This window comes from Micromonospora sp. NPDC005254 (genome assembly GCF_042872525.1).
GTDB lineage: Bacteria > Actinomycetota > Actinomycetes > Mycobacteriales > Micromonosporaceae > Micromonospora.
The window spans coordinates 892,807-913,380 of record NZ_JBIAKM010000001.1 but is presented as its reverse complement, the minus strand read 5'-3'; the positions used below and the strand labels follow the sequence as shown (position 1 = coordinate 913,380).

At 72.3% G+C, this 20,574-nt stretch carries 20 protein-coding genes; 11 read left to right on the top strand and 9 right to left on the bottom strand.

What is annotated here, in order from left to right:
* Positions 1-72 precede the first annotated feature (72 nt).
* The 3 genes from ACFYPR_RS04430 (at position 73) to ACFYPR_RS04420 (ending at position 3,405) form a co-directional block, all read left to right on the top strand.
* Positions 73-507 (top strand): helix-turn-helix domain-containing protein, encoded by a 435-nt coding sequence (locus ACFYPR_RS04430; RefSeq protein WP_354859241.1) that lies wholly within the window; start codon positions 73-75, stop codon positions 505-507.
* A gap of 100 nt (positions 508-607) precedes the next feature.
* Positions 608-1,195, top strand: a complete 588-nt coding sequence (locus ACFYPR_RS04425) for a helix-turn-helix domain-containing protein (protein ID WP_354859238.1) — start codon at positions 608-610, stop codon at positions 1,193-1,195.
* Complete coding sequence (locus ACFYPR_RS04420) at positions 1,195-3,405, top strand: MMPL family transporter (RefSeq protein WP_387185026.1); 2,211 nt, start codon at positions 1,195-1,197, stop codon at positions 3,403-3,405. The genes ACFYPR_RS04425 and ACFYPR_RS04420 overlap by 1 nt, the downstream gene beginning before the upstream one ends.
* Before the next feature lie 58 nt (positions 3,406-3,463).
* On the opposite strand, the gene ACFYPR_RS04415 is transcribed toward ACFYPR_RS04420, so the two are convergent.
* The gene (locus ACFYPR_RS04415; RefSeq protein ID WP_387258563.1) at positions 3,464-4,720 is read right to left on the bottom strand and encodes an erythromycin esterase family protein; all 1,257 of its coding nucleotides are present in this window, start codon (positions 4,718-4,720) and stop codon (positions 3,464-3,466) included.
* 101 nt (positions 4,721-4,821) lie between these two features.
* Between ACFYPR_RS04415 and ACFYPR_RS04410 the strand changes: the two genes are divergently transcribed.
* Positions 4,822-5,013, top strand: coding sequence for a DUF2795 domain-containing protein (locus ACFYPR_RS04410; RefSeq protein WP_354860441.1), 192 nt, complete (start codon positions 4,822-4,824; stop codon positions 5,011-5,013).
* Between the two features lie 8 nt (positions 5,014-5,021).
* On the opposite strand, the gene erm is transcribed toward ACFYPR_RS04410, so the two are convergent.
* Together erm and ACFYPR_RS04400 are read right to left on the bottom strand one after the other, a co-directional pair.
* Complete coding sequence (gene erm / locus ACFYPR_RS04405; protein WP_387258561.1) at positions 5,022-5,819, bottom strand: ErmE/ErmH/ErmO/ErmR family 23S rRNA (adenine(2058)-N(6))-methyltransferase; 798 nt, start codon at positions 5,817-5,819, stop codon at positions 5,022-5,024.
* Positions 5,820-6,323: 504 nt separating this feature from the next.
* Positions 6,324-7,226 (bottom strand): Gfo/Idh/MocA family protein, encoded by a 903-nt coding sequence (locus ACFYPR_RS04400; protein WP_387185033.1) that lies wholly within the window; start codon positions 7,224-7,226, stop codon positions 6,324-6,326.
* A gap of 318 nt (positions 7,227-7,544) precedes the next feature.
* Here ACFYPR_RS04400 and ACFYPR_RS04395 point away from each other — a divergent pair, with 318 nt between their 5' ends.
* Together ACFYPR_RS04395 and ACFYPR_RS04390 are read left to right on the top strand one after the other, a co-directional pair.
* The gene (locus ACFYPR_RS04395; protein WP_387185036.1) at positions 7,545-7,937 is read left to right on the top strand and encodes a hypothetical protein; all 393 of its coding nucleotides are present in this window, start codon (positions 7,545-7,547) and stop codon (positions 7,935-7,937) included.
* On the top strand, positions 7,930-8,346 hold the full coding sequence (locus ACFYPR_RS04390) for a hypothetical protein (protein ID WP_355137994.1): 417 nt from the start codon (positions 7,930-7,932) through the stop codon (positions 8,344-8,346). The genes ACFYPR_RS04395 and ACFYPR_RS04390 overlap by 8 nt, the downstream gene beginning before the upstream one ends.
* 31 nt (positions 8,347-8,377) lie before the next feature.
* On the opposite strand, the gene fabG is transcribed toward ACFYPR_RS04390, so the two are convergent.
* Both fabG and ACFYPR_RS04380 read right to left on the bottom strand, forming a co-directional pair.
* Complete coding sequence (gene fabG, locus ACFYPR_RS04385; RefSeq protein ID WP_355063586.1) at positions 8,378-9,136, bottom strand: 3-oxoacyl-ACP reductase FabG; 759 nt, start codon at positions 9,134-9,136, stop codon at positions 8,378-8,380.
* Between the two features lie 43 nt (positions 9,137-9,179).
* Positions 9,180-10,832, bottom strand: a complete 1,653-nt coding sequence (locus tag ACFYPR_RS04380; RefSeq protein ID WP_387185120.1) for an alpha-amylase family protein — start codon at positions 10,830-10,832, stop codon at positions 9,180-9,182.
* Positions 10,833-10,923: 91 nt separating this feature from the next.
* Here ACFYPR_RS04380 and ACFYPR_RS04375 point away from each other — a divergent pair, with 91 nt between their 5' ends.
* Positions 10,924-11,538, top strand: coding sequence for a DUF1349 domain-containing protein (locus tag ACFYPR_RS04375; RefSeq protein WP_354860448.1), 615 nt, complete (start codon positions 10,924-10,926; stop codon positions 11,536-11,538).
* 95 nt (positions 11,539-11,633) lie between these two features.
* Positions 11,634-12,305 (top strand): DedA family protein, encoded by a 672-nt coding sequence (locus tag ACFYPR_RS04370; protein ID WP_354860450.1) that lies wholly within the window; start codon positions 11,634-11,636, stop codon positions 12,303-12,305.
* Between the two features lie 12 nt (positions 12,306-12,317).
* Here the strand turns inward: ACFYPR_RS04370 and ACFYPR_RS04365 are convergent, their stop codons facing one another.
* From ACFYPR_RS04365 to ACFYPR_RS04350, 4 genes are all read right to left on the bottom strand, one after another.
* Complete coding sequence (locus ACFYPR_RS04365; protein WP_387258559.1) at positions 12,318-13,883, bottom strand: cellulose binding domain-containing protein; 1,566 nt, start codon at positions 13,881-13,883, stop codon at positions 12,318-12,320.
* 152 nt (positions 13,884-14,035) lie between these two features.
* Entirely contained in the window at positions 14,036-15,439 is a 1,404-nt protein-coding gene (locus tag ACFYPR_RS04360) for a chitinase (RefSeq protein WP_387258557.1), read from the bottom strand.
* Positions 15,440-15,573: 134 nt separating this feature from the next.
* On the bottom strand, positions 15,574-16,329 hold the full coding sequence (locus ACFYPR_RS04355) for a YidC/Oxa1 family membrane protein insertase (protein WP_387258556.1): 756 nt from the start codon (positions 16,327-16,329) through the stop codon (positions 15,574-15,576).
* A gap of 99 nt (positions 16,330-16,428) precedes the next feature.
* A complete protein-coding gene (locus tag ACFYPR_RS04350) occupies positions 16,429-16,722 on the bottom strand; it encodes a DUF6412 domain-containing protein (protein ID WP_354860455.1) in 294 nt (97 codons plus the stop codon).
* A 208-nt stretch (positions 16,723-16,930) separates the two neighbouring features.
* On the opposite strand from ACFYPR_RS04350, the gene ACFYPR_RS04345 reads away from it, so the two are divergent.
* From ACFYPR_RS04345 to ACFYPR_RS04335, 3 genes are read left to right on the top strand one after another with little or no spacing between them, the layout of a single operon-like run.
* Entirely contained in the window at positions 16,931-18,067 is a 1,137-nt protein-coding gene (locus ACFYPR_RS04345; protein ID WP_387258554.1) for a glutamate--cysteine ligase, read from the top strand.
* 24 nt (positions 18,068-18,091) lie between these two features.
* Entirely contained in the window at positions 18,092-19,471 is a 1,380-nt protein-coding gene (locus ACFYPR_RS04340; protein ID WP_387258552.1) for an FAD-dependent oxidoreductase, read from the top strand.
* A 27-nt stretch (positions 19,472-19,498) separates the two neighbouring features.
* Entirely contained in the window at positions 19,499-20,512 is a 1,014-nt protein-coding gene (locus ACFYPR_RS04335) for a LacI family DNA-binding transcriptional regulator (protein WP_387185045.1), read from the top strand.
* The last annotated feature ends 62 nt before the right edge of the window (positions 20,513-20,574 follow it).

Sequence of the window (20,574 nt, the reverse complement as noted above, 5' to 3'; positions counted from 1 at the left end):
ATGCCTCCTTGGTGCACGGTTTGTTACCGAGGTCATCGTCTGTGACCATGAGCCGGAGCGGAAGGAGGCACTGTGATGTCCCAGAGGAACAGCGATGTGTCCGCGCAGGTCGAGGCGGAGTTCACCTGCGCCGCCGGGAACGTGCCGTTCACCCCCGGGCAGGCTCGGGCGTGCACCGTCCGCGAGGTGCTGGACCGGGTCGGCGGCAAGTGGAGCATCGGCATCCTGGTGGCCGCGTCGAACGGCCCGGTGCGCTTCACCGAGCTGGAGCGGCACATCGAGGGCATCAGCCGCCGGATGCTCACCCTGACCCTGCGCAACCTGGAGCGCGACGGCCTGCTGCACCGCACGGTCTATCCGACCGTCCCGCCGAAGGTGGAGTACACGGCCACGCCGATGGCGCTGGAGCTGTACGAGTCGCTGGTGGCGCTGACCAGTTGGGCCGAACGGCACCGCCGGGCCATCGCCGAGGCGCGGACCAGGTACGACGCCGAGCGCGCCGGCTAAACCGGACCCCGGTGTGGGGAACGCCACCACGTTCTTCTGACCGATCGGTCAGGGTCTGACCGATCGGTCAGGCATGCTGGTTCACGGAGGTGGACCGGTGATGGCCAGAGCGGTGTCCGAGACGCACGGCGAGATCCTCGCCGCGGCGGCGCGACGGTTCGCGGTGACCGGCTACCGGGGCACCTCGTTGCAGGACATCGCCCGCGAGGTCGGCTGCTCCAAGGCCACCGTGCTCTACCACTTCGCCAACAAGGAAGCCCTGCTCGCCGAGCTGATGGCACCCGCGATCGGCGTGCTGCGCGACCTCGACGACCAGCTCACCGGCCGGACCGGCGCGGCCGCCCAGGAGGTCGCCGCGGCGGGCTTCGTCGACCTCGCGGTCCGGTTCCGGCGGGAGATCGCGGTGCTGCGCGGTGAATTCCCCGAGCTGCTGTGCCAGCCGGCGTTCGCGCACATCCAGGAGATCTCCGACCGGCTGCGCGACGCGTTGGCCGGGCACTCCGATCGTCCGGGCGCCCGGATCGCCGCGCTGGTGCTGCTGGCCGGCATCTCCGAGGCGTGCGCCGAGTTCGCCGACATTCCCGACGACGAACTGCGCGCCGCCCTGCTCGCCCTCGTCCGGCGGGCCGTCGAACCCGTCGACGCACCCCTGACCCATCCACCCACGACCGAGGACAAGGACTCCTGATGGCCACCCTGCTCTACCGGCTCGGCCGGGGCGCGTTTCGCCGGCGACGGCTCGTCGTCGCGCTCTGGCTCGTCGTACTCGTCGGCGCCGGTCTGGCCGCGGCGACCCTGCGCGGCCCGACGGCGAGCAACTTCACCATGCCCGGCACCGAGAGCCAGCGCGCTCTCGACCTGCTCGCCGAGCAGTTCCCGGCGGCCAGCGGCGCGACCGGCACCATCGCGGTCAAGGCACCCGGAGACGGCCAACTCGGCACCCCACAGGGCCAGGCCGTGGTGCAGGAGCTGGTCCAGCAGGCCGGGACGCTGCCCGGCGTGGTCGGCGCGGTCAACCCGCTCCAGGTCGGCGCGGTCTCGCCCGACGGCCGGTACGCGCTGGTCCAGGTCCAGTTCGCCACCGGCGCGGACGAGGTGACCGACGACCAGAAGACCGCGTACGAGCAGGTCGGCGCGGCGGCGAAGGCACAGGGTTGGCAGGTCGCCCCGGGCGGCGAGGTGCTGGGCGGGGAGCCGGAGATCGGCTCGACCGAGGCGCTCGGCGTCGTGGTCGCCGCGATCGTCCTGATCATCACCTTCGGCTCGCTGGTGGCCGCCGGGATGACCATGCTCAACGCGCTGATCGGCGTGGGCGCCGGCATGGCCGGGCTGTTCGCGCTGAGTGGCGTCGTCCAGTTGACCAGCACGGCGCCGATCCTGGCGCTGATGCTCGGCCTCGCCGTCGGCATCGACTACTCGCTGTTCATCACCTCCCGGCACCGGCAGAACCTGCTCGACGGTCTGCCCCCGGACGAGGCCGTCGGCCGGGCCGTGGGCACCGCCGGCTCCGCCGTTGTCTTCGCGGGCGCCACCGTCGTCATCGCGCTCGCCGGACTGGCCGTGGTGGACATCCCGTTCCTCACCGTGATGGGTCTCGCCGCCGCCGGCACCGTCACCGTGGCCGTGCTCGTCGCCATCACCCTCCAGCCGGCGCTGCTCGGCTTCGCCGGACGCCGGGTTCTCCCCCGCCGGCTGCGCGCCGTCCCCACCGACGAGACCGCCGCCACCGCCAGCGGACCGGCCAACGAGACGAACGCGGCCACCGAGGACCGGTCCCGGTTCGGCTTCCGCTGGGCGCGGTTCGTCACCCGGTTCCGCGTACCTGTCATCCTGGTCGGCCTGCTCGGCCTGGGGCTGCTCGCGCTGCCCACGCCGGACATGCGGTTGGCGCTGCCGGACGCCTCGACGGCGGCCGTCGGCTCGCCGGCCCGGGTGTCGAACGACCTGATCACCGAGGGCTTCGGCGCGGGCTTCACCGGTCGACTGGCGGTCGTCGTCGCCGGTGACTCGCCGCAGGCCACCTCGGCCGCCGTACCGCAGGTCACCGCGCTGCTCCAGCGCACCGAGAACGTCCTCGCGGTGGCGCCCGCCCAACTCAGCCCGGACGGCCGGACGGCGCTGCTCGGCGTGGTGCCGAAGACCGGCCCGACCGACGAGGCCACCGAGACGGTGGTGCACGACATCCGTGACTCGGTGAGCGGGATCCGCGACGCGGACGTGCTGCTCACCGGCGTCACCGCGATCGGCATCGACGTCTCCGAGAAGCTCTCCGACGCGCTGCCGGTCTACCTGCTGCTGGTGGTCGGGCTCTCGGTCCTGCTGCTGATGCTGGTGTTCCGTTCGCTGCTGGTGCCGGTCAAGGCCGCGCTGGGCTTCCTGCTCACCGTCGCCGCCACGTTCGGCATCACGGTGGCGGTGTTCCAGCAGGGGCACCTCGCCGACCTGGTGGGCCTGGACACGCCCGGTCCGCTGATCAGCTTCCTGCCGATCCTGCTCATCGGCATCCTGTTCGGGCTCGCGATGGACTACGAGGTGTTCCTGGTGTCCCGGATGCGCGAGGACTTCGTGCACGGCGAGACCGCCCGCCAGGCCACGATCAGCGGCATGGGGCACGGCGCCCGCGTGGTCACCGCCGCCGCGTTGATCATGATCTCGGTGTTCGGGGGCTTCGTCTTCCTCGATGACCCGGTGATCAAGTCGATGGGCTTCGCGCTGGCCATCGGCGTGGCCATCGACGCCTTCGTGGTCCGCATGACCATCGTCCCGGCCGTGATGTCCCTGCTCGGTGACCGCGCCTGGTGGCTGCCCCGCTGGCTCTCCCGCGCCCTGCCGAACGTCGACATCGAGGGCGAGGGGCTCCGTACCCACCTGACGACCCAGACCCCCACCCGGGTCTGATCCGTCCCGACCACGAAAGGTGCGGCGCCCGCGCGGGCGCCGCACCTTTCGGCACTGCTCACACGCCGGCCGGGTACGTCTCCATCTCACCGGGCACGGCGGGGACCGCCAGCGGGTGCAGGGCAGTCGTCTCGTCGCACCAGATGAAGGCGTCGTAGCGTTCGCCCAGCCGGGTCGGCACGTAGTTGCCCCAGGACTCGAAGGACGGGTCGTAGACCACCCCGATCGCCCGGTGATCCACGGGTTCGGTGACCCAGCCCGGCTGGTCGTCGCCGCCGAAGACGAGCACCGCCCGCTCCGGCATCAGCTCGTGCAACCGCCGCTCCACCGAACCCTCCCGCGCCGGCGGCACCACCATCGCCTCGGCGGGCGAACCCCACCGGGGAGCGGCGATCACCGTGCCCCGGTAGGTGCCGAACCCGACCAACGCCACCGCGTCGTCGCCGTGCCGCTCGCGGGCCAACTGACCAATGTTGACCATGCCGTCCGCGGCCATGTCGGTGGCCCGCGCGTCGCCCACGTGCGTGTTGTGCGCCCAGACGATCCCGCGGGCGTCCGGGCCGTAGCGTTGCAGCAGCCGGTCCAGGGTGTCCTGCATGTGGGTGTCACGGATGTTCCACGAGTCCGGGCCGCCGGCCACCATCGCCCGGTAGTAATGCTCCGCGCCGGCCACCACCTCCGCGTTCTGCCAGGCCGAGAAGCGGTCCGGGCCGTCCGACATGGCCTGTTCCCGGGTACGCGCCAGCAGCCGGACGACCTCCTCCTCGCAGCGGGCCGAGACGAAGCGGCTGGCCGCGCCGTACTCCTCGACCCGCTTGCCGTACGGCTCGAAGCACCGGTACGCGTCCTGCGCCGCCTCCAACGAGGTCGGGTCCTCCTCCCCCAGGTAGTCGAAGATCGCCTGCATCGACTCCCAGAGGCTGTAGACGTCGAGCCCGTGGAAGCCCGCCCGCCCGTCCTCCGGCCGCTCCAGGTTCCACGCTCGCAGCCAGCGGCAGAAGCGCGCCACCTCGGCGTTCGCCCACATCCAGGTCGGCCACCGCTCGAAGCCCTCCAGCGCCAACTGTGGATCGTGGGCCCCGCCCGGCGCGGCGGTGACCGAGCGGTGCACCCGGTCGCAGTCCGGCCAGTCGCCCTCCACGGCCACGAACGAGAAGCCGCACTCCGCGATCAGCCGACGGGTGAGCTGCTCGCGCAGCCGGTAGTAGTCGTAGCTGCCGTGGGTGGACTCGCCGATCATCACCACCCGGGCGTCCCGGACGCGCTCCAGCAATGGGTCGAAGTCGCTCGGCGCGCCGAGCCGCTGAACCAGCATGGCAGCGGCTACCCGGCGGTCGCGCCGGCAAACCGTCGGCGCGTCGCCCCACCGACACGCCGTGCGCGTGTACGGGAGCGGCGAGCGGGTAGCCGGCCGGCATGACGGTCACCGGCGTGCAGTTGCAGGAGTACCTGGCCGGGCTCGACTACCCGGTCTCCCGCGAGGACCTCGTCCGTTGGGGGCAGGAGAACGGGGCCAGCACGGCCCTGTTGCAGATGTTGCAGGCGTTGCCGGCCGAACAGTTCGAGTCCCCGGCCGAGCTGAGCGAGGCGCTGATCACCCTCGCCTGAGCGGCCGGTCACCGCGCGTGCAGCAGCCGGAACAGCACCAGCCACTGCTCCGGCCAGACGTACCCCACGGGGGTGTCCGACGCGATCCGCGTCGCGCGCAGGGCGGCCGCGACCCGGGCCGGCGGGTGGTGCCGGCGCAGGGTCGCGGCGAGCGAGCCGCCGACGCCCTCGAAACCCCACCCCACGAGCCTTCGGTACGCCGGCAGAGCCGCCACCGGCAGCAGCGGCTCCGGCCGCCGTTCGATGCGCAGGATCCCGGCGTCGACCGCCGGCACCGGCCGGAACGCGGTACGCGGCACCCGCCCCGCCAGCCGCCACCCGAACTCCGGCCAGGTCGAGACGGTGAGCCGGGTCCACCGGCCGTAGTCGCCACTGCGCCGGCGCGCGTACTCCAGCTGGGTGAGCAGGGTCGCGGACCGCAACCGGGGCGCGGCCAGGCACCACCGCACCACGGCGGAGGTCAGCGACCACGGGATGTTGCCGACCACCGCGAACGGTTCCGGTGGCGGCTCGGCGGCCAGGAAGTCGGCCTGCCGGTGCTCCACGTTGGACAGCTCCGCGCAGACCGCGGCCAACGCGCGGCGGGCGGCCGGGTCCACCTCGTACGCCGTCAGCCGCCCACACCGGGCCGCGAGCGGACGGGTGAGCTGCCCCCGGCCCGCGCCGACCTCCAGCAGGAGCCCGGCCGGATCGGGGTCGGCGGCGCGGATGACCCGCTGGACGGCCGCACGGTCGACGAGAAAGTTCTGGCTGAGTACGCGACGGGACCGGTCGCGTTCGGTTGATCGAAACGGGCGAGGCGCCACGGGTCGTCGTCCTGTCTGTCGCCGCTCGGCGACGGGCTGGACAGGCAGCCGGAATTGCCGGACCTGTCCGAGTGGATCGGGACTCGGACGGCCCTGGACGATGCGCGGGTACGCGATGACGAGGCGACAGCCTCGTGCCGTGGCGAAGGATCAGCGGCGGCGGGGCGACAGCCCCAGCGCACCGCGAAGTGGACCGATCAGCGGCAGGTCACGTCCCAGCCCGTCAGGGCCGGACGCCGGACGCGCGGACGGGACACCAGCAGGGCACCCCAGGCGGCCGACGTACCGACCCCCTCGATCAGGGCATGCGTGAACATGCCCACCACCCTACCGACCCCCACCCCAACCCCCCACCCATTTCCCCCCGCCCCCGCCCCGCCGGCTCCCCGCCGACTTGCCGCGGTCTCCCCGCCGGCTTGCCGCGGTGATCAAGAGGTTTGGGTCACGCGGCACGGCGTGTCGTGACGCAAACCTCTTGATCACGAGGGTGTGGGGTGGGTGGGGTTACTGGAGGGGGATGGTGCGGGATTCGGCGCGGGCGGTTTCGGCGGCGGCGAGGATCGTGACGACCTCGCGGCCGAAGCGGACGTCGCAGCGGTGGTCGCGGGTGCCGGTGCGCACCTGCTCGACGAGCTGGTCGATCGCGACACCGAACGCCGTGGCAGCGTCGTTCTCGCCGACCGGGACGGTCTCGATCCCGTTCTCGCCGTAGAACACGAACTCCCGGGCCATCGCCTCACGCGGGGCATCCAGGGACAGCGAGGCGCTGCTGGTGGCGCCGCCCTCGTGGGTGAGCAGCAGGTGCACCATCCCGCTCGGCCCGTCCATCGCCGCCACCTGGGTCACCCGCCCCAGCACCGGCAGGAGGATGGAGAGCGCGTGCGGGGCGATGTCCCAGAGCGCGCCGTGCTCGCGACGCCACAGGGAGCCGCCGTACGGGCTGCCCTCCTGGAAGATCGACGCGAAGGCGGTGGTGCGGCCGTGCTGCCAGCCTCCGGCGGCGGCGGTCGCGGCGAGGAACGCGGTGACGTTGGGCTGGAACCGCTGGGTGAAGAACACGACCGAGGCGACCCCGGACGCCTCGGCGGCGGCGACCACCCGGTCGGCGTCCTCGACGGAGAGCGCCAGTGGCTTGTCCAGCAGCAGGTGACGGCCGGCGGTGGCGGCACGGACCGCGATGTCGGCCTGAATGTCCGGCGGCAGCGCGACAGCGATCGCTTCGCACTGTTCGATCAGCGCGTCGACCTCGGCGTAGGCGGGCACCCCGTACCGCTCGGCCAGCGCGGACGCCCGCTCGGGGTTACGCCCCCACACGCCGACCAGTTCCGCGTCCGGGTGTGCGTGCAGCGCCTTACCGTGCGTCTCGATCGCCCAGTGACCGGTGCCGAACAAGCCGAACCGCAGCACGTGTACCTCCGCTGTTTCCCCCGCACCGTGACGACGCCACGGACGTGATCCACGCTAGTCGCCCCACCCGGCTCACCGGCGGCGGGTCGCCAACCACAGCAGCCCAACGCCCCTGTGACCAACGAACGACGCGCCCCAAGGCGGTCGGTCACGGGCCGCCGACCGCGGACGGCGCCCCATTCGTGGGGCAGCTCTACAGGGGCCGCGTGCACCTCGGTCGGCGACTCGCCGCGGGCGCGGCGGCCAGGCAGCGTGACCCGGGTACTACGACGGTTAGTAGGCTGTGCCGGTGACCGAGGCAACGACCAGGTTTGGCCGATGACGAGCGCGGCCGCCGACTCGCCGGTGGACGGGCTCCTCGCGACGGCGTCGATCGTGCTGTCGCTGCTCGTCGCCGTATGGGCGCTGGTCGCGGCGGTACGCCACCGGCCACCGGACCGGGTGCAGTTCACCGGTCTGGCCGTACTGGAGGTGACGCTGCTCGCGTTGGGAGTGCTGGCCCTGGTCGCGGTCGGTGGCGGCGACCGGCCGGGCGAGCCCGGCGCGTTCTACGGCTACCTGGCCACGCTGGTCTGCCTGCCGCCGCTGGCCTGGGTGCTGGCCCGGATGGAGCCGACCCGCTGGGGGTCGGCGATCGTCTGCGCGGTCTGCCTGGTCGCGCCGGTCGTGGTGGTCCGGTTGCAGCAGACCTGGGAGGTCCTCGGTGGTTGAGACACGACCGGCCCGACGCGCCACGAACGCCGGTCCAGGCCGGTTGCTGATCGCGGTCTACCTGCTCTTCGCCATCGCGGCGACCAGCCGGGCGGGTCTGCAGATCGCCACCAAGTTCGACGAGGCGCCGGTGGCGTACCTGCTCTCCGCCCTGGCCGCGCTCATCTACATCGTGGCCGCGGTGGGTCTGGCCCGGGCCGGGCACACCGGCCGACGGGTGGCGCTGGCCTGCTGCTCGGCGGAGTTGGTCGGGGTCGTCGCCGTCGGCATCCTCAGCGTGGTCGACAAGGACCTGTTCCCCGACGAGACGGTGTGGTCGCAGTTCGGCAGCGGGTACGGCTACATCCCGCTGGTGCTGCCGGTGCTCGGCCTGTTCTGGCTCTGGCGCACCCGCCGCGACCCGGCCTGACCGGCCGGGCCGCGTGACGAGGGCGCGCGGGTCAGGCCCGGGGGCCGCCGGCGACGTAGATGACCTGGCCGGAGACGAAGCCGGCCCCCTCACTGGTCAGGAACGAGATGGTGTGCGCGACGTCCTCCGGGCGCCCCGGGCGGCGGACCGGGATCTCGGCGGCGGCGTGCTTCTGAAGGTCCTCGAAGTCGACCTTCATCCGGGCGGCGGTGGCCGCGGTCATGTCGGTGACGATGAAGCCCGGCGCGACCGCGTTGACGGTCACCCCGAACGGCCCCAGCTCGATGGCGAGCGTCTTGGTGAAGCCCTGTAGGCCCGCCTTGGCGGCGGCGTAGTTCGCCTGGCCCCGGTTGCCCAGGGCGGACGTGCTGGAGAGGTTGACGATCCGCCCCCACTTGCGGTCCACCATGTGCTTCTGGGTGGCCTGGCTGAACAGGAACGCACCGCGCAGGTGCACACCCATGACCGTGTCCCAGTCGGCGTTGGTCATCTTGAACAGCAGGTTGTCGCGGAGCACACCGGCGTTGTTGACCAGCACGGTGGGCGCGCCCAACTCGGCGGCGACCCGTTCGACGGCGGCCTCGACCTGGTCCCGGTCGGACACGTCGGCGCCCACGCCGAGCGCACGGCCGCCCGCGCCGACGATGGCGTCCACCGTCTCCTTGGTGGCGGCCTCGTCGATGTCGACCACGGCGACGGCCATCCCGTCGGCGGCCAACCGCCGGGCGGTGGCCGCGCCGATACCGCGCGCGGCTCCGGTGACGATGGCGACGCGGGGCTCCTCCGACATGATTACCTCCCGGTAACGTGGGGTCGATCGGAGGAGCTTAACGTCAGAACCCCCGACCCCGGCATAGGCGAATCCACCGGTATCCGTGCCCGGAGACCTTCACCGCGCCGAGCTTGCCCAACTCGCCGTAGCCACGGTCGGCGAGCACGTCGATCGGCAGGTCGGCCTCCGGTTCGAGGCTGCTCAGGTCCACCTCGACGTCTTCGGTGCCCAGGTTGTGCACGAAGACCATCGTCCCGGTCGGCCCGTCCGCCCGGTGCGCCAGCACCCCGGCCGGCATCGCCACGTCGATGTGGGTGGTCGAGCCGGAACCGATCTCCGGGGCCTCCCGCAGCGTACGGATCATGCGCTCGAACCAGGCGAGCAGCGACTTCGAGTCGCTGCGCTGGGCGGTGACGTTGACGTTCTGGTAGCCGAACTCACCCTTGTCGATGACCGGGCGGACCAGCTTCTCCGGGTCCGCGGTGGAGAAGCCGGCGTTCGGCTGGTACGACCACTGCATCGGGGTACGGATCGCCTCCCGGCCGGGCAGCGACAGGTCCTCGCCCATCCCGATCTCCTCGCCGTAGCGCAGCACCGGCGTGCCGCGCATCGAGAACTGCAGGGCGTACGCCAGCTCGATGCGCCGCCGGTCGTTGCCGAGCATCGGGGCGAGCCGGCGACGGATGCCCCGGTCGTAGATGCGCATGTTCTCGTCCGGGCCGAACTGCTCGTACACCTGGTTGCGCTGTTCGGTCGTCAACCGGGACAGGTCGATCTCGTCGTGGTTGCGCAGGAAGGTGGCCCACTGCCCACCGACGGGCAGCTTCGGGGTGTCGCGCAACGCCTCGATCAGCGACTCCGGGTCCTGCCGGGCCAGGGCGAGCATGAGTCGGCCGTTGAGCATGAAGTCGAAGAGCATGTGGATGCGGTTGCCGGAGCCGCTGGTGTCGCCGAAGAACGTCGGCAGTTGGTCGGGTTCGACGTTCGCCTCGGCCAGCAGGACGGCGTCGCCGCGCCGCCACTGCACGTGCTGGCGCATCTCGGTGAGGAACTCGAAGTCCTTCGGCGAGTTCGGGTTGCCCGGCTCGGTCAGCTCGATGATGAACGGCACGGCGTCCATCCGGAAACCGGAGACGCCGAGCTGGAGCCAGAACGACATGATCTTCTTGACCTCGGCCCGGACCTGCGGGTTGGCGAAGTTGAGGTCCGGCTGGAACTTGTAGAACCGGTGGTAGAACCACGCCTTGGCGGTCCGGTCGTAGCTCCAGGTCTCCTTCTGTTCGCCGGGGAAGACCATGCCCTGGTGCCGGTCGTCCGGCTCGGTGTCGGACCAGACGAACCAGTCGCGGTACGGCGAATCCGGCGACGAGCGGGCGGACTGGAACCACGGGTGCTCGTCGGAGGTGTGGTTGACCACCAGGTCGATGATCACGCGGATGCCCCGGTTCTGCGCCTGGTGCAGCAGCTCGGCGAAGTCACCGAGGGTGCCGAAGCGCGGGTCCACGTTGTAGAAGTCGGTGACGTCGTAGCCGTCGTCGCGGTTGGGCGACGGGTGGATCGGATGCAGCCACAGGCAGGTCACGCCGAGCCGGGCCAGATAGTCCAGCCTTCCGATCAGCCCACGGATGTCACCGACCCCGTCGCCGTCCGAGTCGGCGTACGTGTCGATGTCGAGGCAGTAGACGACGGCTTCGGAATACCAACGGTCACCCATGCCGGAGGAACATCTCCGGTCGATCACCACGGCAAACCCGGTCGGCCAACCCGGTCGGCGGGGCCGGGCGCGGTTGGTTACCGTGCCGGTCATGGAGATCGACCTCGTACCGCCGAGCGAACCGCTGGACTGGGCCCGGGGCGCCTGGCTGCACCCGCCGGTCCGCGCCGAGGAGGGCCCGGCCGGCGAGCTGGTCGTCGAGGCCGGGGCGGAGACGGACTTCTGGCGGCGGACCAGCTACGGCTTTGTCCACGACAACGGCCCCGCCCTGCTGGCGCCGCTGCCGGTCGGCGCCGCCATGGAGGTGAGCTTCATCCTCGACTTCTCGGCGCAGTTCGACCAGGCCGGTGTGCTGGTCCGGGTCGACGAGGGGACGTGGGTCAAGGCGGGCGTCGAGGTCAGCGACGGCGAGTCCCAGCTCGGCGCGGTGGCGACCCGGGAGTTCTCCGACTGGTCGGTGTCCCCGGTCCCGGGGTGGACCGGCCAGGAGGTGACCGTACGGGTCAGCCGGGCCGGCGACGCGCTGACCGTACGGGCCCGGGTCGCGGATGCGGCCTGGCGACTGGTCCGCCTCGCTCCGTTGGACCCGGCGGCCGAAGCGATGGCCGGCCCGTTCTGCTGCGCGCCGACGCGCGCCGGCCTCACCGTGGTGTTCACCGGCTGGCGGCAGGGCCCGGCCGACACCGCGCTGCACCCGGAGGGCTGACCCGGCCGGCGTGGCAGGGCTCACGCGCAGGTGTGTGCCGCCGGTCGCTGGGTATGACCTTCCGATCCCCGGTAGCCGGATCGGAAGGACGACCAATGGCGTACGCCCAGACTGGTGACCCGTCCGAGTTCACCGGCCTGACCGGGTGGGTGGCCTCGGTGATCGAGGCGACGGGCCCGGTCGGCGTGGCGCTGCTGGTCGCGTTGGAGAGCATCGTCCCGCCGATCCCGAGCGAGATCGTGCTGGCCATGGCCGGTTTCCTGGCCCACGAGGGTCGGTTCAACGTCGTGCTCGTGGTGCTGGCCGCGACGGTCGGCTCGCTCGTCGGCGCGCTGGTGCTCTACTGGCTCGGCGCGGCACTGGGCGAGGAGCGGCTCAAGCGCTGGCTGGACCGCATCCCGCTGGTGGACCGCGACGACTTGGAGAAGGCCGACCGCTGGTTCGAGCGGCACGGTCGGTGGGCGGTGCTGATCGGCCGGGTGGTGCCTGTGGTCCGCAGCCTGGTCTCCGTCCCGGCCGGGGCCAACCGGATGCCACTTGGCGAGTTCGTCCTGCTGACCACGATCGGCAGCGGGGTGTGGAACGCGCTCATCGTCGGCGCCGGCTACGCGCTCGGCAGCCGCTGGCAGGACGTCGGGCGGTACAGCGACTGGTTCAATTACGCGATCATCGCGGTCTTCGCCGTCATGCTGGTCAGCTGGGTGATCCGTAAGGTCCGCCGGCGCCGGGAGCGCGACGACCGGCGGTCGGTGACCGCCGGTCGCTGATCCGCGTCGCGCTCAGTTGAACTGCGCGCTGATCGACGTGAACTCCCACGTGTTCTGCGCGATGCCGGAGCAGTTGGAGACGACTCCCCCGCCCGGGCACGGCCGGTCCCGGTTGACCGACCAGAATGTGAACCGGCTCAGCCCGCGCGCCTTCGCCCAGTCCCGGATCTGGGTCCAGGTGGCCGGCGAGGTCAGCTCCTGCTGGTCGGAGAGCCCGTTCATCCCGGAGATGCCCATGTGGGCGTACGCCGTCGCGTCGGACCAGCCGAAGGCCGTCTTCAGCGTGTTCTTCAGCCCCTCGGCCGCGTTGACAGTGCTCTGGTACATGTTGGCTCCGCCGCCGAAGTCAAACGGCATGATGGTGAAGGTGTCGATGTTGGCGCCCAGCGCGGCGGCCTGGTTGATCAGGCGGGTGCCGTAGTACGACGGGCCGGTGGTCGACGTGCCGAACGTGATGATCGTCTTCAGGCCCGGGTTGTTCTGCTTGACGATCTTCAGCGCGCCGAGGATCCGGTCCTGTACGACCTCGTTCTCGAACTCGTCGCTGTTCTCGATGTCGATGTCGATCGCCTTGAGCCCGAACGCGTTGATCACCTGCTGGTACGCGCCGGCCAGGGCGCTGGCCGAGGAGCAGTTCGGGCCGAGCTTGTTGCCGCTCCAGCCGCCGATGGACGGGATCACGTCGCCGCCGGCCGCCCGGATGGCCGCGATGGTGCTGGCGTGCGCGCCGCCGGTGAGCGGGCCGCCGCCGTCCCAGGCCGGGGTGCAGCCGCCACCGGAGAGCACGAACGCGATGGTGAACCACTTCACGCCGGTCGCCGACATGACGGTCGCCGGGGCGGGCGGGTCACCCCAGCCCGGGTAGAGGTAGGGCGCGACGGCCATCGAACCGCCGCCGCCGGTGCAGCCGGTGGTGCTCGCGGCGACCGCCGCCGACCGCGCCGACTCCCCCGCCGAGTTGTACGCGGCGACCGTGTAGCTGTGCGCCGAGCAGGCGGCCAGGCCGGAGACGGTCGTCGAGGTGCCGGTGACGGTGGCGCGCACCGTCGAGCCCTCGTACACCCGGTAGCCGGTCACCGTGCCACCGACCGCGTTCCAGGCCAGCGAGACCGCCGAGGCGGTGGTGCCGGTGACCCGCAGGCCGCCGGGCGTGCCGGGGGCTCCCGGGGGGGTGGTGGGGCCGCCCGAGCAGGACGTGCCGTTGACCGTGCAGTTGGTGGGGTCACCGGTGCCGGCGACGATGAAGCCGAACGACGTGCTCGCGCCGGCGGCCAACGCGCCGTTCCAGGACTGGTTGCGGGCGGTCACGTGCTGACCCGAGCTGGTCACCAGGGCGTCCCAGGCCGACCCGACCGTGCTGCCGGCCGGCAGGTCGAACTGCACGTCCCAGGAGGTGATCGCCGTGGACGTGTTGTTGGTGACGGTGAACTTCGCCTCGTACCCGCTGCTCCAACTGCTGGTGCGGGCGAAGGCGGCGGTGGCGGCCGACGCGGCCGGCGGTGCCACGACGGTGGCCGCCACCAGTGCGGCGGCCAGCGCGACGGCGAACGTCGCCACGCGGGGGGATCGGAGTTTCACGGTGGCCTCCAGGGACCGGTGTGGTGGGGGATGTCGCCCGTCGTCGAGCGGCGCTCGGTCGTGCGGGCGGGTGGTGCCGATGCCCTGCGCGGCCGGGTGGTGTGCGGGCCGCGCAGGTGGTGCGCCGACGCCGGTACGGGCGTCGGCACCGCTCAGGGCAGGGTGTCCAGGTGCGGGGCCACCGTGCGGGCGAAACCGTTGCCGTTGCTGACGTCCCAGTTCACCGACCAGGTCATCGCTCCCCGGATGCCGGGGTAGGTGCGCGGCGGCCGGAAGCTGCCGCAGTTGGTGCCCCGGGCCAGACAGTCCAGCGCGGCGTTGACCACGCTGGGCGCGACGATGCCGCCACCGGCCGCGCCCGGTCCGGCGGGCAGGCCGAGGCCGACCTGGTCGGGGCGCAACCCGGCCTCCAGTTGGATGCAGGCCAGCGCGACGATGAAGTTCACAGTGCCCTGGGCGTACGCGGCGTTCTGGTCGCAGCCGAGCATCGCCCCGGAGTTGTAGAACTGGGTGTTGACGACTGTGAGGATGTCCTTGATGTCGAGCGCCAGCTTGAAGTAGCCGCCGGCCGGGTTCTGCATGTCGATGGTCTGCGGCGCCATCGCGATGATCAGACCCGACCCGACCTTGGCCCGCAGCGCGCGCAGCGCCTGCGCCATGTACGTCGGGTTGAGCCCGTTCTCCAGGTCGATGTCGATCCCGTCGAAGCCGTAGCGGGCGATCAGCGCGGCGGCCGTGTCGGCGAAGACGGTGGCCGAGGCGGCGTCGTTGACCGTGACCCGCCCGGCCTCGCCGCCGACGGAGAGGATGACCCGTTGGCCGCGGCTGTGCAGGGTACGCACATCGGCGGTGAAGTCCGCGTCGGTGTACCCGCCCAGCGCGGCGGCGAGCCCGGGGTCGATGCCGAAGGTGAGCGCGCCGGGCGTCGTGGTCGCCTCGGCGAAGGCGACGGCGACCAGGTCGTACTCGATGGGGACGTCGCGCAGCCGCAGCTCGACGGCGGGGTTGTCGAAGTTGTGCCAGTAGCCGGTGAGCAGGTGCTTCGGCAGCCCGCCGGTGGGCGGTGGGGTCGTCGGGGGTGGGGTCGTCGGGGGTGGGGTCGTCGGGGGTGCGGTGGTCGGCGGCGCCGTGGTCGGCGGAGGCGTGGTCGGTGGGGTGCCACCGCCGCAGGGCGCCCCGTTCAGCTGGCAGCCGCTCGGCGAGCCGGAGCCGCTGGCCAGGAAGCCGAAGGAGACCGAGGCGCCCGGGGCGATGGTGCCGTTCCAGGACCGGTTGGTGAAGGTGTGCCGCTGCCCGGCGGAGGTGAGCAGAGCGTCCCAGTAGCTGCCCAGGGTGGTGCCGGCCGGCAGGTCGAAGGCGAGGCTCCACCCATTGATGGTCGAGCCTCCGCCGTTGGTGATGGTGTACTTCCCCTCCCAGCCGGAGCCCCACTCGGCGGTCTTGACGAAGCTGGCGGTGGCGCCGGCCGCGAGCGCGGGCAGCGCGACCCAGACCGCGCCGAGCGTCGCGGCGAGCGCGGTGACCAGGGACAGGACAAGGGATCTGGCAGGCTTCATGCGGCCCTCCGCGCCCGACTGGGCATCCATGGACGTCAACGTTGCCGCTAATTATTAAGACAGTTAACTGTTCCTGTCCAGGGGGTGCCGGGCAACGGGAGGGCCCCGGCGGTCACCAGGGCCCTCCCCGGCCGTCAGCGGTGGGAGTTGTCGGCGGGCGACGGGGCGGCCTGGGGACGGCGCAGCACCGCCTGCTCCAGCGCCGACCAGGCGGTCGTCGTCACCAGATAGATCACTGCCGCGAGCGGCAGCACCAGCGCCACCAGCACGGTCGTGAACGGCAGCAGGGGCAGCAGCCGGCCGAGCGTGGCGGCGCCCGGCCCCTCGGTGGGCGTACCGGCCACCGTGCCGACCGCCGCCGACGCCCGACGTGCCCGCCGCGACGACCACCAGGCCAGCATCAGCAGCGCGACAAGCAGGACGACGAAGAGCGGCCCGGCCGCCCCGGTCAACCCGTCGCTCACGTGATGACCCAACGGCACCCCGGCCAGCCGCTCGTCCAGCAGCCCCGTGCCGCCCTCGTCGGTGGCGAACAGCCGGTACAGCACCAGCAGGAACGGCGCCTGGAGCAGCAACGGCAGGCAGCCGGCGACCGGGTTCGCGCCGGCCGAGCGGTACAGCGCGAACACCTCGCGCTGGAGGGTCGCCGGGTCGTCGGCGTACCGCTGCTGGAGATCGCGCACCCGGGGGGCGAGCGCCGCGCGGCGCCGTTCCCCGCGGACCTGCGCGACGGTCAGCGGTGCGATGAGCAACCGGACGGCGATGGTGAGCAGCACGATGGCGACGACTGTCGCCGTGCCATCGGCCAACGGTTCGAGCAGATCGGTGAGCCAGGACAACGCGGTGCCGGCGGCGCCGACGACGTCGTGCAGTGGTGCGAAAGCGAGCATGGGAAACCCCTCGGTCCGATTCCGGTGGGTCCTCCCCCGGCGGTGGCCGCCGGCGCGAAGGACCGGTGACGGTGGGATCGGCCGCGCGGCGGTGTGGCGCTACGCGGCGAAGGGGCGTCCGGGTGCGCGGGGGCGAGGTCGTCCGGCGGCGTCCGGGTCGATCTGGCGGGGAACCCGGCGACCTCGGGCGCGGGCGCGTAGCCCGGCCCAGCGTCGTGCGACGCCCGTTGCCCCCGCGTGGGCGGGCACGTGCGCGGCGAGCAGCGCGGCGAACAGGACCAGCGCGGTCAGGGCGGCCCCCGCCAGCAGGTCGGCCGGGCGGTCCGCCAGCATGGTGAGCTGGGCGAACGCGGACATCCACGCGACCCAGAGGAAACCCAGCGGCACCGGCACGGGCTCAGCATAGGACCGGCTGTCACGCCGCCCGGCCGAATCGAGATCGCCCCGACCGGCTGATCCGCGCGGCACCACGCGCCAGTTGTGGCCGACACGCGCGGGCAGCGCGCCGTCCCACGTTTCCGGGCGTTGCCACTGTGGGTAACCAAGCGGCCGACCGACGCGGACGGACCCGCGAGAGGCAGAAACGGACGGTGGTGTCGCGATGACGGGCCAGCTGGCGGAGGCACCCGGCGGGACGACCGCGGGGACCGATGTGCTCACCGTGGGTGTCGAGGAGGAGTTTCTGCTCGTCGACCCGCACACCGGAGCCGCGGTGCCCGCAGTGGACCTGGTGCTGGAGCAGGTGCCGGCGGAACTGCGCGGTCAGGTGGAGCGCGAGTTCCAGACCAGCCAGATCGAGATCGGCAGTCCACCCGGCCTTGAGCTGTCCTCGATCCGGCACTCCCTCGGCGTACTGCGTAAGGCCCTCGCCGACGCGGCCGAGCGGGCCGGCGTACGACTGCTGGCCATCGGCACCGGCCCGGTGGACGGCCCGGTGCCGCCGGTGGTCGACAAGCCCCGCTTCGACCGGATGATCGAACGTTTCCGGCTGCTCGTTCCCGGCCCCGGCAACAACGGCATGCACGTGCACGTGGGCGTCCCCGATCCGGAGACCGGCGTGCAGGTGCTCAACCACGTCCGGCCGTGGCTGCCGATGCTGCACGCCATCACCACCAACTCGCCGTTCGCCGGCGGTGAGGACACCGGCTACGCGAGCTGGCGCTCGGTGGAGTGGGAGCGCTGGCCGTCGGTGGCGCCGACGCCCTGGTTGGAGTCGCACGAGCACTACCAGCGGCTGATCCGTCAGTTGATCTCCAGCGGGGTGATGCTCGACGAGGGGATGCTCTACTGGTACGCCCGGCTGTCGGCGAAGTACCCGACCGTGGAGCTGCGGATCGGCGACGTCTGCCCGACGGTGGACGATGCGGTGCTGGTCGCCGCGCTGGTCCGGGCACTCGTGGCCACCGCCATGACCGACGTCGAGGCCGGCCGGCCGGCCCTGCGCACGGACCACCACCTGCTGGTCGGCGCGCACTGGAGGGCCGCCCACGACGGCCTGGAGGGCGACGGCGTCGACGTCACCACCGGCGAGCTGCGCCCGGCCTGGGAGCTGCTGGACCGGTTCGTGGAGCGGGTGCGGCCGGCGTTGGAGCAGCACGGCGACTGGGCGGAGGTGTCCGACCTGTTGGGCGGGCTGCGCCGCCACGGCACCGGCGCGGCCCGGCAGCGTGCCGTGTACGCCCGTACCGGACGGCTCGTCGACGTGGTGCAGGACGTGGCGCGACAGACCCGCGGCTGAACACGCCCGTGACAGGATGATCCCGTGGCGCAACGACTGATCGTCATCGGCGGGGATGCCGCCGGCATGTCGGCGGCATCCCAGGCGCGACGCCGCCGCGGTCGTGACGACCTGGAGATCGTGGTCTTCGAGCGCGGTCACTTCACCTCCTACTCGTCGTGCGGCATCCCGTACTGGATCAGCGGGGTGGTGTCCGGCCCGGAGGAGCTGATCACGCGGACGCCCGAGACGTTCCGCACGCAGTTCGCCATGGACGTGCGGATGCGGCACGAGGTGACGGCCATCGACCTCGAACGGCGCGAGGTGGTCGCCCGGGACCTGGAGGGCGGCGGCGAGGTCCGCGAGCGCTTCGACGACCTGGTGTACGCCGCGGGCGCGGTGCCGGTGCAGCCACCGTGGGCGGACACCGACGCGGGCGGCGTGTTCGGGATGCAGACCCTCGACGACGGTGCGGCCCTGCGCGCCTGGCTGGACGCCGAGCCGCGGCCGCGCCGGGCCGTGGTGATCGGTGGCGGGTACATCGGCGTCGAGATGGCCGAGGCGCTGATCGAGCGCGGCCTCGCGGTGACCCTGATCGAGGCGAGCAAACAGCCCATGGCGACGGTCGACGGCGACATGGCCGAACTCGTCGCCGAGGCCATGCGCGGCCTCGGCGTCACGATCCGCACCAGCCTGCGGGTGACCGGCCTGGAGCAGCGGGACGGCCGGGTGTCCGCGGTGGTCACGGCCGAGGGGCCGATGCCGACCGACGTGGTCGTCCTGGGTCTGGGCGTACGCGCGAACACCGCGCTCGCCACGGCTGCCGGCTTTCCGATCGGGCCGACGGGTGGCATCCGGGTGGACCGCCGGATGCGGGTGCCGGGGCTGCCCGGGGTCTGGGCCGCGGGCGACGCCGTCGAGACGCTGCACCGGGTCAGCGGAATGCCGGTGCACGTGCCGCTGGGCACGCACGCCAACAAGCAGGGCCGGGCGGCCGGCATCAACATCGGCGGCGGGTACGCGACCTTCCCGGGCGTGATCGGCACGGCGGTGACCAAGGTCTGCGACCTGGAGGTGGGTCGGACGGGCCTGCGCGAGTCCGAGGCCGAGGCGGCCGGCTTCGAGTTCGTCTCGGTGGTCGCCGAGTCGACCAACCGGGCCGGCTACTACCCCGGCGCGCGGATGATGACCGTCAAGCTGATCGCCGAGCGACCCAGCGGCCGGCTGCTCGGCGCGCAGATCGTCGGCTGGTCCGAGGCGGCCAAACGGATCGACACGTTGGCCGTGGCACTGTGGAACGGCATGACGGTGGATGACATGACCGCGCTCGACCTCGGCTACGCTCCGCCGTACGCGCCGGTCTGGGATCCGGTGCTGATCGCCGCCCGAAAGGCGGTCGACGCGCTCGCCGCTCTCGACCGCTGACCCGCGCCCGCCGTGGAGGACCACCCCGTGACCCAGACTCCGACCAGGTCGGCCGCCCGCCGACGCCCGACCATGGTCGATGTCGCCCGGCACGCCGGGGTCAGCCTGAAGACGGTCTCCCGGGTGGTCAACGACGAGCCGGTGGGGCAGGAGCTGCTCGGCCGTGTGCTGGCCGCCATCGCCGAGCTGGGTTTCCGGCGCAACGACATCGCGCGCAACCTGCGCTCGCGGCAGCTCAACGCCACCGTCGGGCTGCTGATCGAGGAGATCGCCAACCCGTTCTACGCCACCATCGCGAGCGTCGCCGCCGAGATCGCCGCCGCGCACGGCACCATGTTGATCACCGCTTCCTCGGAGGAGGACCCGGAGCGGGAACGCGCCGTCCTCCAGGACTTCACCCAGCGTCGGGTCGACGGGCTGCTGGTGGTGCCGGCCGGTCCCGACCACTCGTTCCTGCGCCGCGAGGTCGAGCTGGGCATGCCGGTGGTCTTCCTGGACCGGCCGCCGCAGGGACTGGTCGCGGACGCCGTGCTGCTGGACAACCGAGGTGGCGGCCGGGCCGGGGTCGGCGCACTGCTCGACGAGGGGCACCGGCGGGTGGGTCTCCTGCTCGGCGCGCCGAGCGTCCCCACCATGCGTGAGCGGCTGGTCGGCGCGCGGGCCGCGCTGGCGGCTGCCGGAGTCGAGCCGGACGACTCGCTGGTCCGCGACCGCCTGATCGCTCCCGAGGACGCCGGCCGGGCGGTCGCCGCGCTGCTCGACCTTCCCGACCCGCCCACCGCGTTCTTCTGCGGCAACAACCGGCTCACCGTCGGCGCCCTCGCCGAGCTGCACCGCCGGGGCAGCGACGCGGCGTTGGTCGGCTTCGACGACTTCGAGCTGGCCCACCTGATGCCCCGGCCGTTGACGGTCGTCGGGTACGACACGCGGGAGCTGGCCCGCGTGGCGACGGAGCGCCTGTTCGAACGCATAGCCGGCGACGACTCCCCGCCGTCGACGACGGTCCTCCCCACCCGCCTCCTACACCGAGGCCTCTCCTAACCAACCCACCCCCGGGGCGATCATGGACTTGTGGTGCCTCGCGTATGCCGCGAAGTGGTGGT

Excerpts from the sequence above, each read along its gene's own strand:
- fabG (WP_355063586.1), bottom strand. The coding sequence starts at position 9,136 with ATGTCGGAGGAGCCCCGCGTCGCCATCGTCACCGGAGCCGCGCGCGGT.
- ACFYPR_RS04425 (WP_354859238.1), top strand. The coding sequence starts at position 608 with ATGGCCAGAGCGGTGTCCGAGACGCACGGCGAGATCCTCGCCGCGGCG.
- ACFYPR_RS04410 (WP_354860441.1), top strand. The coding sequence starts at position 4,822 with ATGACGGTCACCGGCGTGCAGTTGCAGGAGTACCTGGCCGGGCTCGAC.
- ACFYPR_RS04370 (WP_354860450.1), top strand. The coding sequence starts at position 11,634 with ATGGCGTACGCCCAGACTGGTGACCCGTCCGAGTTCACCGGCCTGACC.
- ACFYPR_RS04380 (WP_387185120.1), bottom strand. The coding sequence starts at position 10,832 with ATGGGTGACCGTTGGTATTCCGAAGCCGTCGTCTACTGCCTCGACATC.
- ACFYPR_RS04415 (WP_387258563.1), bottom strand. The coding sequence starts at position 4,720 with ATGCTGGTTCAGCGGCTCGGCGCGCCGAGCGACTTCGACCCATTGCTG.
- ACFYPR_RS04345 (WP_387258554.1), top strand. The coding sequence starts at position 16,931 with ATGACGGGCCAGCTGGCGGAGGCACCCGGCGGGACGACCGCGGGGACC.
- ACFYPR_RS04375 (WP_354860448.1), top strand. The coding sequence starts at position 10,924 with ATGGAGATCGACCTCGTACCGCCGAGCGAACCGCTGGACTGGGCCCGG.
- ACFYPR_RS04420 (WP_387185026.1), top strand. The coding sequence starts at position 1,195 with ATGGCCACCCTGCTCTACCGGCTCGGCCGGGGCGCGTTTCGCCGGCGA.
- ACFYPR_RS04360 (WP_387258557.1), bottom strand. The coding sequence starts at position 15,439 with ATGAAGCCTGCCAGATCCCTTGTCCTGTCCCTGGTCACCGCGCTCGCC.
- ACFYPR_RS04395 (WP_387185036.1), top strand. The coding sequence starts at position 7,545 with ATGACGAGCGCGGCCGCCGACTCGCCGGTGGACGGGCTCCTCGCGACG.
- ACFYPR_RS04355 (WP_387258556.1), bottom strand. The coding sequence starts at position 16,329 with ATGCTCGCTTTCGCACCACTGCACGACGTCGTCGGCGCCGCCGGCACC.